The sequence below is a fragment of the Kitasatospora sp. NEAU-CNBT7 genome (assembly GCF_057220535.1).
The window spans coordinates 1-15,363 of the sequence record NZ_JBXQQB010000021.1; the positions used below are offsets into that span (position 1 = coordinate 1).

The following is a 15,363-nucleotide window of genomic DNA, read 5'->3' on the forward strand; positions in this document are numbered from 1 at the left end:
GGGCTGGGGCGCCGCCGTCGTGCGTCCCGCTCCGGTTCCACCGGCCGCCGGGGCGTACCGGGGCCGCCCGGCGGGTATGGCGGGGCCAAGGCACCCAGCACGCCCCCGGGAGGCAGCCCGTGTACGTGGAGACGATCGCCTACGCCCTGATCGGCCTGACCGTCGGCTTCGGCGCACTGGTCCTGCTACGGGGGTACTTCCCGGCCGCCCGGGTGCTGACCGTCTCGACGGCGCTGGTGGCCGCGCTGCTCGGCGGGCTGATCGCCCGGTACGCCTTCGACGGCGAGCAGCCCGCCGCCGCGCTGGGCATCTCCGCGGTCGGCTCGGTGCTGCTGGTCTCGGTGCTGGCCCGGCCGGACCGGGCGCCGCGGCGCGGCGGCGGCCACCGGCACCGCCGGCAGCGGGCCGCCTGACCGGCCTACCCGGGCCGGGCGGTGGGTCAGGAGGCGAGGCCGAGCGCCGCCATCCGCCGGGTGTGCGCCTCGGTGATCCGGTTGAACATCTTGCCGACCTCGACCAGGTCGAAGCCCTGCACCTGGGCGCCGCCGACCAGCAGGTTGGACAGCGCGTCCCGCTCGGCCACCACCCGCTGGGCCTGGCTGAGCGCCTCGCCCATCAGGCGGCGCCCCCACAGCGCGAGCCGCCCGCCGACCCGCGGGTCCTCCTCGATCGCCTGCCGGACCCGGTCGACCGCGAACGCGGCGTGGCCGGTCTCGGCCATCACCCGCAGCACCAGGTCACGGGTGTCGTCGTCGAGCCGGACCGCGACCTCGCGGTAGAAGTCGGTCGCGATCGCGTCCCCGACGTACGCCTTGACCAGGCCCTCCAGCCAGTCCGAGGGCGCGGTCAGCCGGTGGAAGGCCTCCAGCGGCTCCACGAACGGGGTCATCACCTCGGTGGGGTCGGCGCCGACCTCGGCGATCCGGTCGTGCAGCAGCTGGTAGTGCTGGAACTCCGCCGAGGCCATCCTGGCCAGCGCCGCCTTGTCGACCAGGCCGGGGGCGAACTTGGCGTCCTCGGCCAGCCGCTCGAAGGCGCTCAGCTCGCCGTACGCGAGCGCGCCCAGCAGGTCGAGCACGGCGGCCCGGTAGCCCGGATCGGCCGCACGGGTCGCCCAGTCGCCGATCGAGCCGGTCCCGGCCCCGGCGGCGGTCGCCCCGGCAGCGGTCGGTTCGGCAGCGGTCGGGTCGGTCGGGGTGCCCTGGCCAGAATCCTGAGTCTCCATGGCACGTCACCTTAGACCGCCCGGCGGCGGCCGCCTCCCCGGCCCACCGGCTCGCCCGTCCCGGGCCCCCGCACGGCGTCCCCGGGGCCCCCACCAGCCGAGTAAGGCGCGTCACGTGTTCGAGTCGGCGCTGGACTGTATGGTGGTAGCGAGGCCTGGTGTACTCGCGCGGCCCGTCCCTGTGGACAGGCCGCGCAGACGTGCTCCGTAGGAGTCAGGCACTCACGTACGCGGATGCCCGGTCGGAGACCCGATCGGCTCCGACCTTGGCCTGGACTTCGGGCCTTGGCACCGCATCAGTGGCCGAGCGAGGGCCGCCGCGGACCGCGCCGTACGGCGCAGGTCCCGCGCCGTCCCCTCACGGGAATCCTTCCCCCACGCCGCCGGACGGCGCGCCCCCCACGGGCCGCGCGGTCGGCAGGCAGCAGGGACCGGCGCGGTGTGCGACCCGCAGCTGTGCACAGCGGCCCATCACGGGCCCGGCGCAGCGGTGCGGCCGCCCGCCGCCCTCTCGCTCTCGGCCCCCGCTTATGGAAGAGGCAGCACCCTGTCCACCACCGCTGAACCCACCAAGACCACCTTCCGGGACCTGGGGATCCTCCCGGAGACCGCCGAGGCCCTCGAGGCCGTCGGCATCGTCCACCCCTTCCCCATCCAGGAGATGACCCTGCCGGTCGCGCTGACCGGCCACGACGTCATCGGCCAGGCCAAGACCGGCACCGGCAAGACCCTCGGCTTCGGCCTCCCGCTGATCGAGCGGGTCGTGGTGCGGGCCGACGTCGACGCCGGCCGGGCCACCGCCGAGCAGCTCTCCGACAGCCCGCAGGCACTGATCGTGGTGCCGACCCGCGAGCTGTGCACCCAGGTCACCAACGACCTGCAGACCGCCGGCAAGGTTCGCAACGTCCGGGTGCTCGCCATCTACGGCGGCCGGGCGTACGAGCCCCAGGTCGAGGCGCTCAAGAAGGGCGTCGACATCATCGTCGGCACCCCGGGCCGGCTGCTCGACCTGGCCGGCCAGCGCAAGCTCGACCTCTCGCAGGTCCGCGCGCTGGTGCTGGACGAGGCCGACGAGATGCTCGACCTCGGCTTCCTGCCGGACGTCGAGAAGATCATCACCATGCTGCCGGCCAAGCGGCAGACCCTGCTGTTCTCGGCCACCATGCCGGGCCAGGTGATCAGCCTCGCCCGCCGGTACATGAGCCAGCCGACCCACATCCGGGCCGCCGCCCCGGACGACACCGGCGCCACCGTCGCCAACATCGAGCAGCACATCTTCCGGGCGCACTCGCTCGACAAGGTCGAGGTCGTCTCCCGGATCATGCAGGCCGAGGGCCGCGGCCTGGCGATGATCTTCTGCCGGACCAAGCGCACCGCGGCCGACGTCTCCGAGCAGCTGACCAAGCGCGGCTTCGCGGCCGGCGCGGTCCACGGCGACCTCGGCCAGGGCGCCCGCGAGCAGGCCCTGCGGGCCTTCCGCAGCGGCAAGGTCGACGTCCTGGTCTGCACCGACGTCGCCGCCCGCGGCATCGACGTCGAGGGCGTCACGCACGTCATCAACTACCAGTGCCCCGAGGACGAGAAGACCTACCTGCACCGGATCGGCCGCACCGGCCGGGCCGGCGCCTCGGGCACCGCGGTCACGCTGGTCGACTGGGACGACATCCCGCGCTGGCAGCTGATCAACAAGGCGCTGGACCTGCCGTTCAACGAGCCCGAGGAGACCTACTCCACCTCGGCGCACCTGTTCGAGCTGCTGAAGATCGCGCCCGGCACCACCGGTGTGCTGCCGCGTTCCGAGCGCACCCGGGCCGGCCTGAACGCCGAGGAGGTCGAGGACCTCGGTGAGACCGGCGGCCGCGGCGCCCGCGGCGGCCGCACCCGCGGCGGCCGGGGCACCGGCCCGGCGGTGGCGGCTCCCGAGCCGGAGGCCGCCGAGCGTCCGGCCCGCAAGCAGCGCGAGCGCCGCCGTACCCGCGGCGGTGCCCGGGCCGAGGGCGCGGAGGCCGCGGTGACCGTGGCCGAGGCCGCGACCCCGGTCGCGGTGGACGCCCCGGCCGAGCCGGCGCAGGCTCCGGCCCAGCGCCGCAGCCGGACCCGCACCCGCAAGGCCGCCGAGCCGGCGGTGGTGGCCGAGGCCGCCGCGGCCGCCCCGGTGGTCGAGGTCGTGGTGGCCGAGGCCCCCGCCGCGGAGGCCACCGCACCGGCCCCCCGCCGGACCCGGACCCGGAAGGCCGCCGCCTCCGCGCCGGCTGCCGAGGCCGTCGTCGAGGCCGTCGTCGAGGTGGTCGCGGAGACCGCCGAGGCGCCCGCCCCGCGCCGCCGCACCCGGACCCGCAAGGCCGCGGAGCCGGCGGTGGCCGAGGCCGTCGCCGAGACCGCCGCCGAGCCGGCCGCGGCCCCCGCCCCGCGCCGGACCCGGGCCCGCAAGACGGCCGCCGCCGCGCCGGCCGCCGAGGCCCAGGTGAGCATCCCGGCCCAGGAGGGCGAGCCCACCGAGGCCGCCCCGCGCCGCCGCACCCGCGCCCGCAAGGCCGCGGAGCCGGTCGAGGCCACGCCGGAGGGCTGAGCCCACGGGGCACCCCCCACACCGCCCGGGCGGGCCGGATCACTGCTGATCCGGCCCGCCCGGCGGCGTTCCGGGCCCCGGGCGCGGCCGTAAGCTCGGAACCCCGTCCCGGTACCGAGGAGCACGCCGCCGATGAGCACCCCGCCGTTCCTGACCCTGCCCGCCTGCGCCCGGGCGCTGCGGCTGCCGACGGCCCGCGGGGAGTTCGCGCTCCTGCTGGCCGAGCCGGCCGGCCCGGCCCGGGGCACCGCGCTGCTGGTGCCCGGTTTCACCGGCAGCAAGGAGGACTTCATCGCCCTGCTGGAGCCGCTGGCCGACGCGGGCTACCGGGTGGCGGCGGTCGACCAGCGCGGCCAGTACGAGACCGGCGGTCCGGCCGACCCGGCCGCGTACGCGGTGGCGGAGCTCGGCCGGGACGTCCGGGCGCTGTCGGACGCGCTGGCCGACGGCGGTCCGCTGCACCTGCTGGGCCACTCCTTCGGCGGCCAGGTGGTCCGGGAGGCGGTGCTGGCGGCCGCCGCGGACGGTCCGCTGCCGTGGGCGTCGCTGACGCTGCTCGCCACCGGCCCGGGCGCGATCGACCCGGCCGAGGCCGCCCGGACCAAGCTGCTGGTGGACGCGCTGGCCACGATGGAGCTGGAGCCGATCTGGCAGGTGATGCAGCAGATGGAGAAGGCCCCGGCCGTCGCGCTGCCGCCGGAGGTCGCGGACTTCCTGCACCGCCGCTGGCTGGCCAACGTGCCGCAGGCGCTGAGCACCATGGGCGCGCACCTGGTCGCGGCGCCGGACCGGGTGGCGGAGCTGGCCGGGTGCCCGCTGCCGAAGCTGGTGGTGTCCGGCGTGCAGGACTACGCCTGGCCGGTCGACGAGCAGTCGGCGATGGCCCGGCGGCTGGGCGCCGAGCGGGTGGTGGTGGAGGACGCCGGGCACTCGCCCAACGCCGAGCAGCCGGCCGCGACGGCGGCCGCACTGGCGGCCTTCTGGGGCTGACCCCCACCACCCCGCCACCCCGCCGGCCCGGCCGGTACCGGCCGGGCCGCCGTGGACGGCCGCCCGGCACCGTGGGTTCACCGGGCCGCCACAAAGCAGGCGACAAAATTCGTTAGCTCGGGTAATATTTGATTCTGTCCGGGAATCACCCTGCCCGCTCAGCCGTGTCCGCCACCCCGATTCGCACCGGCCTCGACGACGAGAGTCACCCGAAACCGGGACTTAACGGACGGGCAACCGGCCGGAAGCACCGACCGTGCACCGTGGTCCATGGGGCCGCAGCGCAACCGCCGGGCACCGGCCGCCACCGGAGCAGCACCACCGCCGACGGGGGGAGCGCGATGCGGGCACCAGCAGCACCGACCGGACCACCGCCCCAGCCAGGGCCGAGCCAGCCTCGGCCGACGACGCCCCGCTCACCGGGGCCAGGAAGGGAGAGGCCCATGCGCTTCGAGATCCTCCGCCTGGACGACGCCCAGGGCGCCGCCACCGACCGCCTGATCGCCGACGCCGAGACCGTCCGGGAGTACCTGAAGGCCGCCGCGCTGACCGGCGAACGCCTCTACATCCGGCCGTGCAAGGCGATCTGAGCGGGACCGGACCGGCCGAGGCCGCGTCCGACGTCCCGATACCCGGCTGACGCCCCGTTCCGCACCACCAGGAACGGGGCGTCAGTGCTTTCCGGGCCTCCCGGCTCCCCGGCCTCCCGACCTCCCGGGCCCGCGCGTCCTCCGGCCCCGAGTCGCCGCGGCGCTCGCGCGCCGGGCCTGCGACCAGGCCGGTGTTTGGCACCCCGGCCGCCGGGACATGCCCTACCGAGGCCGCATCCGCCACCGGCCGCACCCGGCCGGGCGGCGCGACGCACCACGTACGGGTGACCGTCCTTGACGCGGCGGACCGGAGGGAGGACCGTTGTCGGCTATGAGGGGCGAGCCAAGCTGCCCGAGGTGCGCCGGTCGGGTCCGCGCCCCAGGCCTGTTCTCCGACACCTGGCAGTGTGACCAGCACGGCGCCGTCTACCCGATGCAGCCCGTACTGCCGCCGAGCGTCGAGGCGCTCGGGGTGGCCGTGGCCCGTTCCCAGGTGCCCGTCTGGCTGCCCTGGCCGCTGCCCGTCGGCTGGCTCTTCACCGGCATCTCGCACGCGGGGGACGACCTCTCCGGCGCCAGGGCCACCGCGGTGGCCTGCTCCGGACCCGCACCGCTGGGCGGTTTCGGCGAGCTGGTGCTGGTCGCCGAGGAGCTGGGCGTCGGCCTCGGCGCCCGGTACGCGGGGCTGCCGGGACCGGATCCGGGCGACTCGGTCTCGCTCTACAAGCCCGCCGACGCCAAGCTGATGGCGGCCGGCCGGCCCACCCCGATGTTCCACGTGCCGGAGGCCCCGCCCGACCGCGCGGTGTACGTCGGCGAGGCCCGCGGGCTCTGGCTCTGGGCCATCGCCTGGCCCGAGCAGTCCGCCCTGCTGATGCACGACGAGCTGGTCATCACCGACCTGCGGGACGCGGGCGCCGAACTCGGCCTGCTGCCCTGCGGCGCGCTCTCCCCACGGCTGCTCGGCTGACCGTCCGGGTGCTTCCCGGGCGCTGACTATCCTGGGGCCACCCGACCCACAGGAGCCCCGTCGTGCGCATCGACCTGCACGCCCACAGCAACGCCTCCGACGGCACCGACAGCCCGGCCGAGCTGGTCGCCGCGGCGGTCGCCGCCGGGCTGGACGTGGTCGCGCTGACCGACCACGACACGGTGGCCGGGCACGCCGAGGCCGCCGGGGCGCTGTCCGGCACCGGGCTGACCCTGGTGCCGGGCGCGGAGCTGTCCTGCCACACCGACGGCGTCAGCCTGCACCTGCTCGCCTACCTCTTCGACCCGGCCGAGCCGGCCTTCGCCGCCGAGCGGGAGCTGGTGCGCACCGACCGGTTCCGGCGCGCCCGCCTGATCGTGGAACGCTGCCGGGAGCTGGGCGCGCCGATCGACTGGGCGCAGGTCGAACGGATCGCGGGGCGGGGGTCGGTGGGCCGCCCGCACATCGCCAGCGCGCTGGTCGAGGCGGGCGTGGTGCCGACCGTCTCGGACGCCTTCACCGCCGAGTGGCTGGCCAACGGCGGGCGGGCCGACGTCCGCAAGCACGAGACCGATCCGGTCACGGCGGTGCAGCTGGTCCGGGCGGCCGGCGGGGTCCCGGTGTTCGCCCACCCCGGTGCGGCCAAGCGCGGAGACACCGTCTCCGACGAGGTGATCGCCGAGCTGGCGGCGGCGGGCCTGGCGGCCCTGGAGGTGGACCACATCGACCACGACGAGCCGACCCGGGCCCGGCTTCGCGGCCTGGCGGCCGAACTCGGCCTGCTGACCACCGGGTCCAGCGACTACCACGGCTCCCGCAAGACGGTCCGGCTCGGCGAGCACACCACCGACCCGGCGGTGTACGAGGCCCTGGTCGCCCAGGCGACCGGCGCGCGGCCGCTCACCGGCTGACCGGGAGGCCCCGGGCCGCGGCCGGCCGGACGCCGGCGGTCGCGGTGTCGCGGTGTCGCGCCGCGGCGCCACGGCCGGGCGGACATGACGTGACAGAATCGGGCAATCCGTACGGAACGCCCAGCGAGAGAACCCGGCATGAGCGAGCCTCACCAGTGCGAGGCCGAGCGGTGAGCGTCTTCGACACCACCGTCTTCGGGTCGCTCTTCGTCACCCTGTTCGTGATCATGGATCCGCCCGGGACCATCCCGATCTTCCTGGCGCTCACCTCCGGCCGGGCCGCCCGGGTGCAGCGCCGGATGGCCTGGCAGGCGGCGGCGGTCGCGCTCGGCGTGATCACCTGCTTCGGCCTGTTCGGCCAGCAGATCCTGGACTACCTGCACGTCTCGATCCCCGCACTGCAGGTCTCCGGCGGGATCCTGCTGCTGCTGATCGCCCTCGACCTGCTCACCGGCAAGATCGACGAGCCGACCCAGACCAAGGACGTCAACGTCGCCCTGGTCCCGCTCGGCACCCCGCTGCTGGCCGGTCCCGGGGCGATCGTCGCGGTCATCCTGGCCGTGCAGAAGGCGGACGGCGCCGCCGAGTACGCGGCGGTCTGGGTGGCGATCGTCGCCATGCACGTGGTGCTCTGGCTGACCATGCGCTTCTCGCTGGTGATCATCCGGATCATCAAGGAGGGCGGTGTGGTGTTGATCACTCGACTGTCCGGCCTGCTGCTGTCGGCGATCGCCGTCCAGCTGGTCGCCAGCGGCGTGTTCGCCTTCATCAAGTCGTACAGCTGACCTCACGTCGTACCGCGGACCGCCGCCGCGGGCCCGCGGATCAGTCCAGCGGGACGGCCCGGCGCTGCGGGTCGCGCAGGTCGGTGCCGTGCCGCAGCCAGCGCTCCTGCAGCGCCTCGGCGCCCTGCACCCGCTTGAACGCGGCCTCGTTCGGGGTCATCGGCAGCAGCGGCAGGAAGCGGACCGGCTCGGCCGGGGCGGCCAGGTCGAGGTCCTCGACCAGACCGCCCGGCTCGGCCACCAGCACCGAGGTGAACGGCGCGCCCGGCCAGAGCGGGGTGCCCAGGTCCAGCGAGCCGCCGGGGGCCACCACCAGCCCTTCCACCTGCGGAGTCGCCGCGAACGTGGCCAGCGTGCGGAGCACCTCGTCGCGCCCCCCGCGGACGCTGAGCACCAACTCGGCGCGCGGTCCGCGGACCGGGTCCGCCACCGCCGCGGACGGGTCGGCCATCGGCGCGGCGGACATCCCGAGCGTCGCGTAGCGGACCAGCGCGTCGGTGTCCGGGCCGAAGCGCAGCACCTCGATCCGGTCCGCACCCAGGAAGGTGACCGAGGCCCGGCCGGCCGGTTCGCCGAACGCGGTCAGCAGCCTCGCCTCGACGGCGGCGAGGACCGCGGCCCGGGTCAGCTCCGACGGTTCGTCAGGAGTGGAGAAGTCACCGAAGAGCGGGAAATCGTGCGCCATGGACGCGACCTTAGCCGCCCTGCGGCCGGGCCGGGTTGGGGCGCACTCCAACACGGCCCGAGCCATAGCTGTTAGTGTGAGGAGATGGCCACCCGAGTCTTCTGACACTCGGAGCCGCGGCATGAAGGAGGTGGTTGCGGTGGATACCAGCCGACCATGCAGTACCGGCAGCTCTGCCCGACCTGTCCGCCTCCGCCGCGACCTGCCCTGATCCCTCGGTAGGTAGGGCGGCGCCGCGTCCGGTCGGGAGAGCACCTTCCCCGGAGCCGAATCGTCCAAACTCCGCCCCTCACGCGGGTTTCCCGGACACCTGGCAGCCTGCCCGCTGCCGTTCGGCCCGGCATCCATCGGTGTTCCCGCCGTCGCACCAGGCCGTCCACAGTGCCGCCGTGCGACGGCTCCTGCCCAAGGAGCCTGCTGCCATGTCGATGATCAACAGCCTGCGCGCCGCCGTCCGTCCGGGCCGCCGCCGGACCGACGCCTACGACCCGCTGCACCCCGGCCACCCCATCTCCGCCGTCGTCGACTGCGCGGTCTACCAGCACGGCAAGCGGGCCGGCGAGGCCTGCAGCCCCCGCGAGGCGGCCCGGCTGGTCAAGCTCTTCCAGCAGGAGGACACCGGCTCGTTCAGCTGGATCGGCCTGCACGAGCCCACCGAGGCCGAGTTCGAGGGCATCGCCCAGCGCTTCGGCCTGCACCCGCTGGCCGTGGAGGACGCGGTCCACGCGCACCAGCGGCCCAAGGTCGAGCGCTACGACGACGTGCTGTTCGCGGTCTTCAAGACCATCCGCTACGTCGACCACGACCAGCTCACCCCGACCAGCGAGGTGGTCGAGACCGGCGAGCTGATGGTCTTCGCCGGCCGGGACTTCGTGATCACCGTCCGGCACGGCGGCCACAGCTCGCTGCACGAGCTGCGGCACCGGCTGGAGGCGGACGCGGACGGCTCGGGGCTGCTCGCCAAGGGCCCGGCGGCGGTGCTGCACGCCATCGCCGACCAGGTGGTGGACAACTACCTGCTGGTGGCGGACCGGCTGCAGACCGATGTGGACGAGATCGAGTTCGACGTCTTCGCCAACAAGGGCGGCCGTGGCGCCGACGTCGGCCGGGTCTACCAGCTCAAGCGCGAGGTACTGGAGTTCAAGCGGGCCGTGACCCCGCTGCTGCGGCCGATGCAGCTGCTGTCGGACCCGCTGCAGCGGCTGGTCGACCCGGACATCCAGAAGTACTTCCGCGACGTCGCCGACCACCTGGCCCGGGTCACCGAGCAGGTGCACGGCTTCGACGAACTGCTCAACTCGCTGCTCCAGGCCAACCTGGCGCAGGTCTCGGTCGCGCAGAACGAGGACATGCGCAAGATCACCGCCTGGGCGGCGATCTTCGCGGTGCCCACCATGATCACCGGCATCTACGGCATGAACTTCGACTACATGCCCGAGCTGCACCACAAGTACGGCTATCCGCTGGTGCTCGGCAGCGTGCTGGTGATCTGCGTCGGGATGTACCGGGGCTTCCGCCGCAACGGCTGGCTCTAGGCCGCGGTGGCCGCGGTGGTCCCGGCCGGGCCGCCGCGGCGGCCCGGCGTCAGCGGCGGCCGCCGCGGGCGACCAGGACCAGGCCGAGCAGGATCAGCGCGACCGCCGGGTACGCGGCCACCGGCGGCCACTGGCCCAGCCAGAAGGCGGCGATCAGGGCCGCACCGGGCGTCTCCAGCAGGATCGCGGTCGAGGTGACGGACGGCCCCAGGGTGCGCACCACCCGGTTGCTGAGCGAGTGGCCGAGCAGTTGGGCGGCCACCATCAGCAGCACGATCTGCCACCACACCCCGGCCGGCCAGCCGGACAGCGGGACGCCCGCCGCCAGGCAGGTGGCCAGCAGCACCACGGCCGTGGTGGCGTAGCAGATCAGGGTGTACGCGGTGGTGCTGACGGTCCGCCGGACCTCCGCGCCGAGCAGCATGTAGCCGGCCGCCGCCAGCCCCGCGCCGAGCGCCAGCGCGTCACCGCGCAGCGCCCGGGCGGAGAGCGACAGGTCGACGCCGGTCAGCACCAGCACGCCGAGGAAGGCGACGCAGGTGCCGATCCACACCAGCCGCGGGGGGCGGTGGCCGAACAGCCGGAGCAGCACGATGGTCCACAGCGGCGTGGTGGTCACCAGCGCGGTCGCGGAGGCCACCGAGGTCATCCGCAGCGAGGGCATCCACAGCGCGAAGTGCAGGGCCAGCAGGCCGCCCGCCGCCATCGCCAGCAGCAGCGCCCGGCGGCCGATCCCGCGCAGCTCGGCGCGGTGCCGCGCCAGCGCGTACGGGCCGAGGACGCCGACCGACATGACGTTGCGCCAGAAGGCGATGGCCAGTGCGGGCGCGGCGGTGGCGCTGATCAGGGGTGCCGAGAGCGAGATGCCGGCGACGGAGACGGCCAGCAGCAGCAGGTCGGTCCGGGGCAGCGCGGGCGGCTGCCCGGCGGCGTCGGCCGGCCCGGCGGGGGCGGCGGCGGTGACGTCGTCGGTCGGGGCGGCGGGCACGGCTCTCCTCGGTGGCGCGGGCGGGGGATCCGTCGGGAACGGACCCGACAACGGTAAGGCCTCTAAATGGCCCATGGCACTGTCGTCCTGAGCGATGAGACGGGCCGGGCCACCCGGGCGCGGCGGGCCGGCCGGTCCCGCGGCGCCCGGGAGCGGGCGGGTCTCCCCCAGGCCTTACGCTGTGGGCCATGGAGCCTTCGACGACCACGGCAGCCGACCTCCTCGACCGCGCCCTGCTGGAGGAGGCCGCGAAGAAGTCCGGCCTGCTCTGGGTCAGGGCCGAGGGACAGCCGCAGGCGCGCGCGGTCTGGCACGCCTGGCACGACGGCGCGGTCGTGGTGGTCGGCGACGGCGCCGAGCAGCCGCTGCACGGCCTCGCGGCCGGCACCGCCGCCACCGTGACCGTGCGCTCCAAGGACAAGTGGGGGCGGCTGACCAGCTGGCCCGCCACCGTCACCGAGCTGGCCCCGCGGAGCGAGGCCTGGCTCGGGGCGGTCGAGGAGCTCAAGGGCAAGCGGCTGAACGCGCCCGACACCGACACCATCGGCGACCGCTGGGCCCGCGAGTGCCGGGTGCTGCGGCTCGCCCCGGCGGGCGCGCTGAGCGAGCAGCCGGGCGCGATGCCCGAGGGCCCGCTCACGGCCGAACCGATGCCCACCCCCGCGACCACCCGGCAGCCGATCCCGGCCGGCCTGCCCCGGCTGCTGCTGCGGCGCCGCGGGCGCTGACCCGCGGGGCGGGCCCGCCCGGCCGGTGCCGGGCCGGTGCCGGGCCGGTGCCGGGCCGTCACACCCGCCGCAGGTCGGCGGGCTGGCCGGTGGCCGCCCGGGTAGCCTGGGCGCGGCGCACGGAGCGAGGCGGAGCGAGAGAGAGCGGGAGCCGATGGCAGGGCCAGGAAGCCGGGTCTTCATCTCCCACCTCTCCGGTGTGGCCGTCTTCGACCCCAACGGCGACCAGGTCGGCCGGGTCCGCGACGTCGTCGTCTCGCTGCGGATCGGCGGGCGCCCGCCACGGGTGCTCGGCCTGGTGGTCGAGGTGGTCGGCCGGCGCCGGATCTTCCTGCCGATGACCAGGGTGACCAGCCTGGAGTCCGGCCAGGTCCTCACCACCGGCGTGATCAACATGCGCCGCTTCGAACAGCGCACCTCCGAGACCCTGGTCCTGGCCGAGCTGCTGGACCGCACCGTCACCCGGGTCAAGACCCAGGAGGAGGTCACCGTCCTGGACGTGGCCATGGTGCAGACCCGGGTCCGCGAGTGGGAGATCAGCAAGGTCTTCGTCCAGGTCGGCAAGGTCGGCCGGCTCCGCAAGGGCAAGGGCGAGACGCTCACCCTGGACTGGTCCGCGGTGACCGGCTTCTCGCTCGCCGAGGAGGGCCAGGGCGCGGCCAACCTGCTCGCCACCTTCGACCAGCTGCGCCCCGCCGACCTCGCCAACGTGCTGCACCACCTGTCGGCCAAGCGCCGGGCCGAGGTGGCCGCCGCGCTCGACGACGACCGTCTGGCCGACGTCCTGGAGGAGCTGCCCGAGGACGACCAGGTCGAGATCATCGGCAAGCTCAAGGACGAACGCGCCGCCGACGTCCTGGAGGCGATGGACCCGGACGACGCCGCCGACCTGCTCTCCGACCTGCCGGAGGAGGCCGCCGAGCGCCTGCTGCGCCTGATGGAGCCCGAGGACGCCGCCTCGGTGCGCCGGCTGCTCTCGTACGAGGAGGACACCGCGGGCGGTCTGATGACCACCGAGCCGATCGTCCTCGAGCCGGACGCGACCGTCGCGGAGGCGCTCGCCCGGGTCCGGATCGCCGACAACAAGCCGGCGCTGGCCGCCCAGGTGTACGTCTGCCGGCCGCCGACCGAGACGCCGACCGGCAAGTACCTGGGCACCATCCACTTCCAGCGGCTGCTGCGCGAGCCGCCGTACACCCTGGTCGGCTCGATCGTCGACGACGACCTCGACCCGCTGCCGCCGGGCACCCCGCTGCCGCTGATCACCAGCTACCTGGCCGCGTACAACCTGGTGGCCGCGCCGGTCGTCGACGAGACCGACCACCTGCTCGGCGCGGTCACCGTCGACGACGTGCTGGACCACCTGCTGCCCGACGACTGGCGCGAGGCGGCCCTGCACGGCGGCGACAGCGTCGACGGGGACGTCCTCGACGACGACACCCACGAGCGCGAGAGCGAGGCCGCCGGTGGACGCTGACCGCAAGGGCAGGCGGGACGAATCCCCGCGCCAGCGGCTCCAGGGCGACCTGCGGCAGCTGCGCGAACTGCGGACCCGCGAGGGCACCCGGATGCAGCGCACCGAGAGCAGCGGCGGCGGGGGCGCCCGGGTCCGGCTCGACCAGCCGCGCACCGCCCGTCCGGGCCTGATCAGCCTGCCCTCGTACGACCCGGAGGCATTCGGCCAGCTGTCCGAGCGGATCGCCCGCTTCCTGGGCACCGGGCGGTTCATCGTCTGGATGACGGTGGTGGTGCTGGTCTGGGTGATCTGGAACACCCTGCTGCCGGACAGCGTGCACTTCGACGACTACCCGTTCATCTTCCTCACCCTGATGCTCTCGCTGCAGGCCTCCTACGCGGCCCCGCTGATCCTGCTCGCGCAGAACCGCCAGGACGACCGGGACCGCGTCAACATGGAGCAGGACCGGGCCCGCAGCGACCGCAACATCGCCGACACCGAGTACCTCACCCGCGAGGTCGCCACCCTGCGCCAGGGCCTCGGCGAGGTGGCCACCAGGGACTTCGTCCGGTCCGAACTGCAGTCTCTGCTCAAGGAGCTGGACGAGCGGCGGGGCGCCTCCGAGGTGCTGTGACCGGCGGCACGCTACTGGGGAGTCGGGGGCGTTCCCCGGCGCCGTACCATCAAGGCATGGCCAACGAGACAGAGGTTGCGGCCGGCGTGACGGAGGAGTCCGTACGCAAGGCCCTGGCGACGGTGCACGACCCGGAGATCAACCGTCCGATCACCGAGATCGGGATGGTGAAATCCGTCGAGATCGCCGACGGCGGCGCGGTGCGCGTCGCGGTCTACCTGACCGTCTCCGGCTGCCCGATGCGCGAGACCATCACCAACCGGGTCACCGAGGCCGTCGCCGAGGTGCCCGGGGTGAGCGGCGTCGAGGTGGAACTCGACGTGATGAGCGACGAGCAGCGCAAGGACCTCTCCCAGCTGCTGCGCGGCGGCGCCCCCGAGCGCGAGATCGCCTTCGCCAAGCCCGGCACGCTGACCCGGGTGTACGCGGTCGCCTCCGGCAAGGGCGGGGTCGGCAAGTCCTCGGTGACGGTCAACCTGGCCGCCGCGATGGCCGCCGACGGCCTGAAGGTCGGCGTGGTCGACGCCGACATCTACGGCCACAGCATCCCGCGGATGCTGGGCGTCGAGGGCCGGCCCACCCAGGTCCAGGACATGATCATGCCGCCGTCCGCGAACGGCGTGAAGGTGATCTCGATCGGCATGTTCACCCCGGGCAACGCGCCCGTGGTGTGGCGCGGCCCGATGCTGCACCGCGCGCTGCAGCAGTTCCTGGCCGACGTCTACTGGGGTGACCTGGACGTCCTGCTGCTCGACCTGCCGCCGGGCACCGGCGACATCGCCATCTCGGTCGCCCAGCTGGTCCCGAACGCCGAGATCCTGATCGTCACCACCCCGCAGATGGCCGCCGCCGAGGTGGCCGAGCGGGCCGGCACCATCGCGCTGCAGACCCACCAGAAGATCGTCGGCGTGATCGAGAACATGTCGGGCATGCCCTGCCCGCACTGCGACGAGATGATCGACGTCTTCGGCACCGGCGGCGGCCAGACCGTGGCCGACGCCCTGACCCGCTCGGTCGGCGCCACCGTCCCGGTGCTCGGCTCGATCCCGATCGACGTCCGCCTGCGCGAGGGCGGCGACGACGGCCGCCCGGTCGTCCTGGCCGACCCGCAGTCCCCCGCCGCGGCCGCCCTGCGCACCGTCGCGGGCAAGCTCGGCGGCCGCCAGCGCGGCCTGTCGGGGCTGTCGCTCGGGCTCACCCCGAAGAACAAGTTCTAGGCCGCGCCAGCCGCCCGCAACGGCCCCGGGAGCACTCCTCCCGGGGCCGTTCCGCGTCCGGGGACCGGTGACGGCGCGGT

At 74.7% G+C, this 15,363-nt stretch carries 14 protein-coding genes and 1 pseudogene; 12 read left to right on the forward strand and 3 right to left on the reverse strand.

Annotated elements, in window-relative coordinates; translation table 11 throughout:
• The first annotated feature begins 119 nt into the window (after positions 1-119).
• Positions 120-413, forward strand: a complete 294-nt coding sequence (locus AC2TEW_RS24860; protein WP_484625572.1) for a hypothetical protein — start codon at positions 120-122, stop codon at positions 411-413.
• Between the two features lie 26 nt (positions 414-439).
• Here the strand turns inward: AC2TEW_RS24860 and AC2TEW_RS24865 are convergent, their stop codons facing one another.
• Entirely contained in the window at positions 440-1,225 is a 786-nt protein-coding gene (locus tag AC2TEW_RS24865; RefSeq protein WP_484625573.1) for a ferritin-like fold-containing protein, read from the reverse strand.
• A 661-nt stretch (positions 1,226-1,886) separates the two neighbouring features.
• Here AC2TEW_RS24865 and AC2TEW_RS24870 point away from each other — a divergent pair.
• The 6 genes and pseudogenes from AC2TEW_RS24870 to AC2TEW_RS24895 all read left to right on the forward strand — a co-directional run.
• Positions 1,887-4,018 (forward strand): annotated as a pseudogene (locus AC2TEW_RS24870) (DEAD/DEAH box helicase); the annotation flags it as partial.
• Positions 3,927-4,784, forward strand: a complete 858-nt coding sequence (locus AC2TEW_RS24875) for an alpha/beta fold hydrolase (RefSeq protein ID WP_484625574.1) — start codon at positions 3,927-3,929, stop codon at positions 4,782-4,784. The pseudogene AC2TEW_RS24870 and the gene AC2TEW_RS24875, both read left to right, overlap by 92 nt.
• 443 nt (positions 4,785-5,227) lie before the next feature.
• Entirely contained in the window at positions 5,228-5,374 is a 147-nt protein-coding gene (locus AC2TEW_RS24880; protein WP_199520562.1) for a DUF8834 family protein, read from the forward strand.
• Between the two features lie 331 nt (positions 5,375-5,705).
• Positions 5,706-6,344 carry a DUF6758 family protein gene (locus AC2TEW_RS24885; protein WP_033825960.1) on the forward strand — a complete coding sequence of 213 codons (639 nt, stop codon included), beginning with the start codon at positions 5,706-5,708 and terminating at the stop codon, positions 6,342-6,344.
• 62 nt (positions 6,345-6,406) lie between these two features.
• On the forward strand, positions 6,407-7,255 hold the full coding sequence (locus AC2TEW_RS24890; RefSeq protein WP_484625575.1) for a PHP domain-containing protein: 849 nt from the start codon (positions 6,407-6,409) through the stop codon (positions 7,253-7,255).
• A gap of 170 nt (positions 7,256-7,425) precedes the next feature.
• The gene (locus tag AC2TEW_RS24895) at positions 7,426-8,040 is read left to right on the forward strand and encodes a MarC family protein (RefSeq protein ID WP_484625576.1); all 615 of its coding nucleotides are present in this window, start codon (positions 7,426-7,428) and stop codon (positions 8,038-8,040) included.
• Positions 8,041-8,080: 40 nt separating this feature from the next.
• Here AC2TEW_RS24895 and AC2TEW_RS24900 read toward each other — a convergent pair whose 3' ends face one another.
• Entirely contained in the window at positions 8,081-8,725 is a 645-nt protein-coding gene (locus AC2TEW_RS24900) for a suppressor of fused domain protein (RefSeq protein WP_484625577.1), read from the reverse strand.
• A gap of 422 nt (positions 8,726-9,147) precedes the next feature.
• Between AC2TEW_RS24900 and corA the strand changes: the two genes are divergently transcribed.
• Complete coding sequence (corA, locus tag AC2TEW_RS24905; RefSeq protein ID WP_033825963.1) at positions 9,148-10,260, forward strand: magnesium/cobalt transporter CorA; 1,113 nt, start codon at positions 9,148-9,150, stop codon at positions 10,258-10,260.
• Between the two features lie 49 nt (positions 10,261-10,309).
• Here corA and AC2TEW_RS24910 read toward each other — a convergent pair whose 3' ends face one another.
• Positions 10,310-11,248 (reverse strand): DMT family transporter, encoded by a 939-nt coding sequence (locus AC2TEW_RS24910; protein ID WP_484625578.1) that lies wholly within the window; start codon positions 11,246-11,248, stop codon positions 10,310-10,312.
• Between the two features lie 188 nt (positions 11,249-11,436).
• Between AC2TEW_RS24910 and AC2TEW_RS24915 the strand changes: the two genes are divergently transcribed.
• The 4 genes from AC2TEW_RS24915 (at position 11,437) to AC2TEW_RS24930 (ending at position 15,283) form a co-directional block, all read left to right on the forward strand.
• The gene (locus AC2TEW_RS24915; protein WP_484625579.1) at positions 11,437-11,976 is read left to right on the forward strand and encodes a pyridoxamine 5'-phosphate oxidase family protein; all 540 of its coding nucleotides are present in this window, start codon (positions 11,437-11,439) and stop codon (positions 11,974-11,976) included.
• A 154-nt stretch (positions 11,977-12,130) separates the two neighbouring features.
• Complete coding sequence (locus AC2TEW_RS24920; protein ID WP_484625580.1) at positions 12,131-13,453, forward strand: magnesium transporter MgtE N-terminal domain-containing protein; 1,323 nt, start codon at positions 12,131-12,133, stop codon at positions 13,451-13,453.
• Positions 13,443-14,066, forward strand: coding sequence for a DUF1003 domain-containing protein (locus AC2TEW_RS24925; RefSeq protein ID WP_484625581.1), 624 nt, complete (start codon positions 13,443-13,445; stop codon positions 14,064-14,066). The genes AC2TEW_RS24920 and AC2TEW_RS24925 overlap by 11 nt, the downstream gene beginning before the upstream one ends.
• Before the next feature lie 56 nt (positions 14,067-14,122).
• Positions 14,123-15,283 carry an Mrp/NBP35 family ATP-binding protein gene (locus AC2TEW_RS24930; RefSeq protein ID WP_484625582.1) on the forward strand — a complete coding sequence of 387 codons (1,161 nt, stop codon included), beginning with the start codon at positions 14,123-14,125 and terminating at the stop codon, positions 15,281-15,283.
• The last annotated feature ends 80 nt before the right edge of the window (positions 15,284-15,363 follow it).